Raw genomic sequence first — 3585 nt, 5'->3', positions numbered from 1 at the left:
ATAGGTTTTACCATTAATTTTAGCTTCGTAACTATTACTAGCTTGAGCTTCTATAACAATATTTCCGTTATTTTTACCAACACATGTTTCGCCATTAAGTTGTATCTTGAAATTATTAGATGGTAATGTAAATGGAGTTACATCTGCTGTGTATTCAAGGAAACCTTTACCATCAGTGTCTGCACTTAAGGTTTGTCCTTCAAAGGTTATTTCATTTCCTTTTCCTATATATAAAGACACATCCTTTTTTTGGTCTTTAATTATTGTACGAATAATGGCAAATCTACCGCTAAATACAACTTTGTATTGTGGCAAATTTAAATTAACATTATCTTCATCATTAGATAGAATAATATCTTGAATTTCTTGACCGTTTACCTCCGAAACTACTTTTAATCCTACAACTTTATTATTATTCAAAATAGTTGTGGTAGATTTAACAGTACCTTGAACATTACTTGTAGGTTCATAAACTGCAATAAAAGGTTCATTCCAAGCTTCACCGTACTTACGCATCGTTATTACTGGAGTTTTCTTCTTATCATATCCATTCAAAGCCCCTTTGGTATAAGGCGCAAGAGCTGTAGCATATTCACGATTTATACCCGATGGAATTAAAACGTTCATATATTTATTTACTGTACTCAAAGTGTATATTGCATTGATTGCTTTATCTGTTAAAGCAGAGGAATTAACATTCTCAAAAAACGTCCACCCTGTTACATTACCCGTTATATCAGTAGTATATTTAGTCGATAAACTTAAAGGAACTGTTGTATTATCCGTAAATTTAAAAACTAAATCATCTCCAATGTTATGATAAATATAATCATGGAAATTATTAACGGTTTTACCCTTTGATCTTAAAATATCAAAATAATACCCGGTTGTTAAACTCGTACGAATTATACTGTTTGTACGCTGTTGCAAACAATCATTAAAAGAATCATCAATATATTGGGTTGAAAAAGAAAAACTATTTGAAATAGGAGTACCATAAGACTTAGGTTCAGCCGCTAACAGATTAACGTTTGCAACTTTAGTCAACCAATTGGTACCTCCTCTTTTTCCAGAACCGTTCACAATCACAGTATTATGTGCAGCAAGACGCGTTCTATAATTTTCGTGTTCATTAGTTCCATAAGTACCACTTCCACTTTCAGCTCCCATAATTTGACCTTTGCCATAAAGTTCCATATCAATTCCGGTAGAATGTGTATGAACATATGCCTTCCCACCCGTATAATACATTAGCCCATCTTTAACCTCATCATTTGTATTATAATTTCTCTGAGCAATAATACCCGCATGAACTAAATTATAAGAGGATTCTACTTTTGGTTTGACTCCTATTTGGGTATCTTCAATATTTTCTCCCCATAATAATTGTAAAGGACTATGATATTGTAATCTATCAGTAATAATTTGTGGAACATACCCTGAACTATCATAAAAATATTTTAAATTTTCTTTAGCCAATTGATTATAACTTGGGTAGTTTTTTCTATTTGCAATTCTTAGAATCCACTGAAAACCTTTAATAAGATCCCCTTCATCATCACTATCGCCAAAACGCATTAATTCACCTGAAGGATAATACCAATTAGCATAGCCAATGAAGCCATCCAATATTTTCAAATTATTTTGAATTAAATTTAAACCGGGTTTATATCTATCAATAACATTCATAGATTGAATCATCAATTCATGTGATCCTTTTGCATAACTAAAGGTTTCTGGCCAAACACCATTTTCAGTAAAATTCCCCAAAGACCATGTGTAAGCATCAAAAGATTCCGAAGTATTACTATAAAATCTATTAAAATACTGTTCTCTTTTGACATCATCACTAATCATCAAAAGGTTAAACAAATTACCATTACCAGCTAGAACAGAATGATTACTTCTTGGTGCCCTTATACTTTGAAATACAATATCTGATAAATTGGTAACCGTTGTTTGAGCCATTGTATCATTAAATTGTACTAAAGTACTTGTACTTAAATCAAAAACTTTATTAGTTGAATTGTTAACATAGTTATACAAAAAATCATACGTTAACGCAATTCTTGGAAACAACGTTCTAGATTCCAACCAGCCATCATCAAACATAAGTCCAGGTCCTCCTTCTTGATATTTTTGTACCGGTTGAATCACCAAATATTTCATGTAGTGATTCAATATATCAGCAGCATATTGTGCATAGCTAACATCATTTGTCAAATAATATAATATTGATGCCTCATTCATTGAAGCAACAATATCTGTATGAGCTGTTCGATCAGTATACAAACCTGGAATGGGTGGGATTGCATTCAAAGTTGCAGAAGGATTTAAGGCATGCGTATTTTTTTTAGCATCAACACGAGATTTTAATTGACTGTACAATGAACTCGCCCAGGAATATTTCTTAATGTTATCAACTATTTTTTGTCTTTCAGGATATGAAGCCCAGATAAAAGGATGTTTTAATACTAAATAATCAGTTGGTGTATCAGGTAATTCTACTGTTGGCGGATTTACTACGGGACTATTTAGTAAATCCTTCATTTCTATATTATCAAAATCCAGAATTCCATAAAGGTTAACAGTTGATGCAGATAAAATTTTAAATCCATCAATTTCATTTGTTGGGTTTTTTATATCAAAATCATTTGTAATCTTAGATGTTCCGACCCAAAACTCCATCTTCCCGGTAGCAATTGATTCAATGCTCCCGTCTGGAGCAGTATACGTTTGAGTAGCTCCCGAATTATTTGCAATAAAAGTTATAGTTTTTTTACCTGTTAAGACACCCGACTGTGGTGCACCTCCAATATTATCAACAGACGTTACTTTATATTCACCAAGGTTTGCTCCTGTATTAATACCTATTCTGGTGGCATAATTACCAGCGCTAGCAGTAAAAGAATTACCCAACTGAATATTAATTGCGCCACTTCCTTTGTTTAATAAATTATCTCCACTTAAATTGAAGTCAAATTTGAGCTGTACAAATTTTGGCTTAGTTGCCAAATTGAAATTACGATAAAAAACAACAGTAGTACTTGTAGTTGCCGGAACTGGATTCAGTCTATCAAATCGTAATTCACCATTTGTAATACCGGTTGTAAGATTTCCTGAAGTAGGACTAATATAGTCAAACTGCCCCAAACTAGGAGTTCCACTTACATAGTCTGAAACCACTGTAGAGCTACTAAAATCTTGTTTTAAAAGCTGCGCTTGTAATGAGAGGGAGAAACTCACCAACAAGAAAAAAAATATTTTTTTTTTCATTATAAATAATTGATTTAAATTTTGACATTTTAACATGAAAATCATAAAAACAATCTTTAATTCAAAAACAGTATAAATTAAAGATTGGTTTTAAACATGTGGCTTGGGTTCAAATATTAATTCTTAGTAATTTTTATAAGTCTTCAATTAACTTTACACATTCGTAAAAACTAATTAGTTTTAAAGGACCAAACCTGTCCTATAGTTTGTCCTCCCTTAGAATCTTTAACAACTATTTTAAAATAATAGGTAGAAGCTCCTGTTAATCCGCTTGCATTGAAAGTAGTCCCAGATTGACCTTCTGACACT

The 3585-nt window shown here is 32.0% G+C and carries 1 protein-coding gene; it reads right to left on the bottom strand.

The window, feature by feature from the left end; genetic code table 11:
* On the bottom strand, nucleotides 1-3276 hold a 3276-nt coding region (locus B6A10_RS16065), incomplete at its 3' end, for a heparinase II/III family protein (RefSeq protein ID WP_188221678.1).
* Nucleotides 3277-3585: the final 309 nt, after the last annotated feature.

The sequence above is a fragment of the Flavobacterium pokkalii genome, assembly GCF_014596575.1.
Lineage (GTDB): Bacteria > Bacteroidota > Bacteroidia > Flavobacteriales > Flavobacteriaceae > Flavobacterium > Flavobacterium pokkalii.
Note: the sequence above shows the minus strand (reverse complement) of the source record. Positions and strands in the feature narration are given on the sequence as shown.